Consider the following 2,859-nt stretch of genomic DNA (forward strand, 5'->3'; position numbering starts at 1 on the left):
GCTGCTGACCCTCCACCACCTGGTGGTCGACGGCGTGTCCTGGCGCATCCTGCTGCCCGACCTGGCCGCCGCCTGGCAGGCCGCGGCCACCGGCACCGCCTACCGCCCGACCCCCGCCGGGACCTCGTTCCGCAGCTGGGCCCGGCAACTGGCCGCGCGCGCCGCCGGCTCCGGCCGGGACGCCGAACTCGACCGGTGGACCGGCCTGCTGGCGGCTCCCACCACACCGGTCACCGCCCGGCCGCTCGACCCCGCCGTCGACACCGCGGCCACCGCCCGGCAGCTCACCCTCACCCTGCCCGCCGACACCACCGAAGCCCTGCTGACCACCGTGCCCGCGGTCTTCCACGCCAAGGTCGACGACATCCTGCTCACCGCGTTCACCCTGGCCGTCGCCGACTGGCGGGCCCGCCGCGGGCTCGGCGACTCGGGCGCCGTCCTGCTCGACCTGGAGGGCCACGGCCGGGAACCCGGTGACTCGGGCGCCGACCTGTCCCGCACGGTCGGCTGGTTCACCGCCCTGTACCCCGTCCGCCTGGACCTCGGCACCCTCGACCGGCGGGACGCGCTGGCCGGCGGCCCCGCCGCCGGACGCGCCGTCAAACGCGTCAAGGAGCAGCTGCGGGCCGTTCCCGACGGCGGCCTCGGCTACGGCCTGCTGCGCCACCTGGACGCCGACGCCGGACCCCGGCTGGCCGCCCTGCCGACGCCCGCGCTCGGCTTCAACTACCTGGGCCGCTTCCGCGCCCCCGACGGCCCGGCCGCCGAGTGGAGCGTGGCGCCCGACGCCGAGGCGCTCGGCGAGGGCACCGACCCCGGCCTGCCGATGGCCCACGCGGTGGAGGTCGACGCCCTCACCCTGGACGGCCCGGACGGACCGCGGCTGCACGCCACCTGGAGCCGGCCCCGCCACCTGCTGGACGAGGACGCCGTCCGCGACCTCGCCCGGACCTGGTTCCGGGCGCTGGAGGCCCTCGCCGCCCACGCCCGGCGCCCCGACGCCGGCGGACACACCCCCTCCGACCTCTCCCTGGTCTCCCTCGACCAGTCCCAGATCGACCGACTCGAAGCCATGTGGAAGGTGTCCCGATGACGCAGAACGGCCTGGCAGACGTCCTGCCGCTGGCACCGTTGCAGGAAGGACTGCTGTTCCAGGTCCAGTACGACCGGGACGGCGTGGACGTGTACAACGTCCAACTGGTGCTGGAACTGCGCGGACCGCTGGACACCGGCGACCTGCGGGCGGCCGTGCACGCCCTGCTGCGCCGCCACCCCAACCTGCGTGCCGGGTTCTGGCAGCACGACCTCGACCGGCCGGTCCAGTTCGTCCCGCACGAGGCGCTGCCCGCCTGGCAGGAGGCCGACCTCGGCGGGCTCGACCCGGACGCCCGCGCCGAGGGCCTGCGCCGGTTCGTCGCCGAGGACCGCGCCCGGCGGTTCGACCCCGCCGTGCCGCCGCTGCTGCGGGCCGGCCTGGTGCGGCTCGGCCCCGACCACCACACCCTGGTGCTGACCACCCACCACCTGCTGCTCGACGGCTGGTCCATGCCGCTGCTGGTGCGCGAACTGTTCGCACTGTACGGGCAGCGCGGCGACGACCGTACGCTGCCCGTCGCCCCGCCCTACCGCAGCTACCTGGCCTGGCTGGCCGACCGCGACCAGGACGCCGCCCGGGACGCCTGGCGCTCGTACCTGTCCGGCCTCGCCGAGCCCACCCTGCTCGGCGCCGCCGGGCGCGACGCCGCACCCGCCGGTGAACTGCCGGGCCAGCTGTGGCACGAACTCGACGAGAGCGCGTCGGCCGCACTCACCGCCGCCGCCCGCCGCCGCGGCCTGACCCTGAACACCGTGGTGCAGGGCGCCTGGGCGGTCCTGCTCGGCCACGCCCTCGGCCGCGACGACGTGGTGTTCGGCGCCACCATGGCGAACCGGCCGCCGGAGATCCCCGGCATCGAGTCCACCATCGGGATGTTCATCAACACCCTGCCGGTCCGGGTGGCGCTGCGCCCCGCCGAACCGTTCGCCGACCTGCTCGCGCGCGTCCAGCAGGAGCAGGCCGCGCTGATCGAGCACCGGCACCTGCCGCTGACCGAGGTGCAGCGCGGCGCCGGGCACGCCGAACTCTTCGACTCCGCCGTCGTCTTCGAGAACTACCCGCTGGACCCCGCCGTGCTGCGGGCCGAGAGCCGGGGCGTACGGCTGGCCGGCTTCGAGGTCGGCGACGCCACCCACTTCGCGCTGACGCTGCTCGCCATCCCGGGCGACCGGATCCGGCTGCGGCTGGACCACCGCGCCGACGTGCTCGACGGCGACGGCGCCCGCACCCTGCTCGGGCGCCTGGAGCAGCTGCTCGCCGACTTCGCCACCGACCCCGGGCGGCCGGTGGGCCGGCTCGACCTGCTCACCGCCGACGAGCGGGCCCACGTCCTCGAGGTGGGGCGGGCGGCCGAGCACCCGGTGGCCGACCTGACCCTGCCGCAGCTGTTCGAGGCGCAGGCCGCCCGCACCCCCGACGCCACCGCGCTCGCCTTCGAGGGCCGCACCCTCGACTACGCGCAGCTCAACTCCCGCGCCAACCGCCTGGCCCGCGCCCTCGCCGCCCGCGGCGCCGGCCCCGACCGGGTCGTCGCCCTGTACCTGCCCCGCTCGCTCGACCTGTACGTCGCCGTGCTGGCCGTGCTCAAGACCGGCGCCGCCTACCTGCCCGTCGACCCCGAGTACCCGGCCCGGCGGATCGCCGACATGCTCGACGACGCCCGCCCGGCCCTGGTGCTGACCGCGGCGGACGCCGCCGAGGACCACGGCGGCCTGCCGGACGGCGACCTCACCGACGCCGAGCGCACCGCCCCGCTGACCCCC

2 protein-coding genes are annotated in these 2,859 nt (G+C 76.6%); both read left to right on the plus strand.

Annotation, left to right across the window (positions count from 1 at the left end; translation table 11 throughout):
- A partial coding sequence (locus AA75_RS42620; RefSeq protein WP_233289450.1) for a condensation domain-containing protein occupies nt 1–1,093 on the plus strand: 1,093 nt, incomplete at its 5' end.
- Nucleotides 1,090–2,859: condensation domain-containing protein (locus AA75_RS42625; protein ID WP_158515668.1), on the plus strand; the 1,770-nt coding region annotated here is incomplete at its 3' end. The genes AA75_RS42620 and AA75_RS42625, both read left to right, overlap by 4 nt.

Source organism: Kitasatospora sp. MBT63, assembly GCF_000710465.2.
In the GTDB taxonomy this organism is placed as follows: Bacteria; Actinomycetota; Actinomycetes; order Streptomycetales; family Streptomycetaceae; genus Kitasatospora.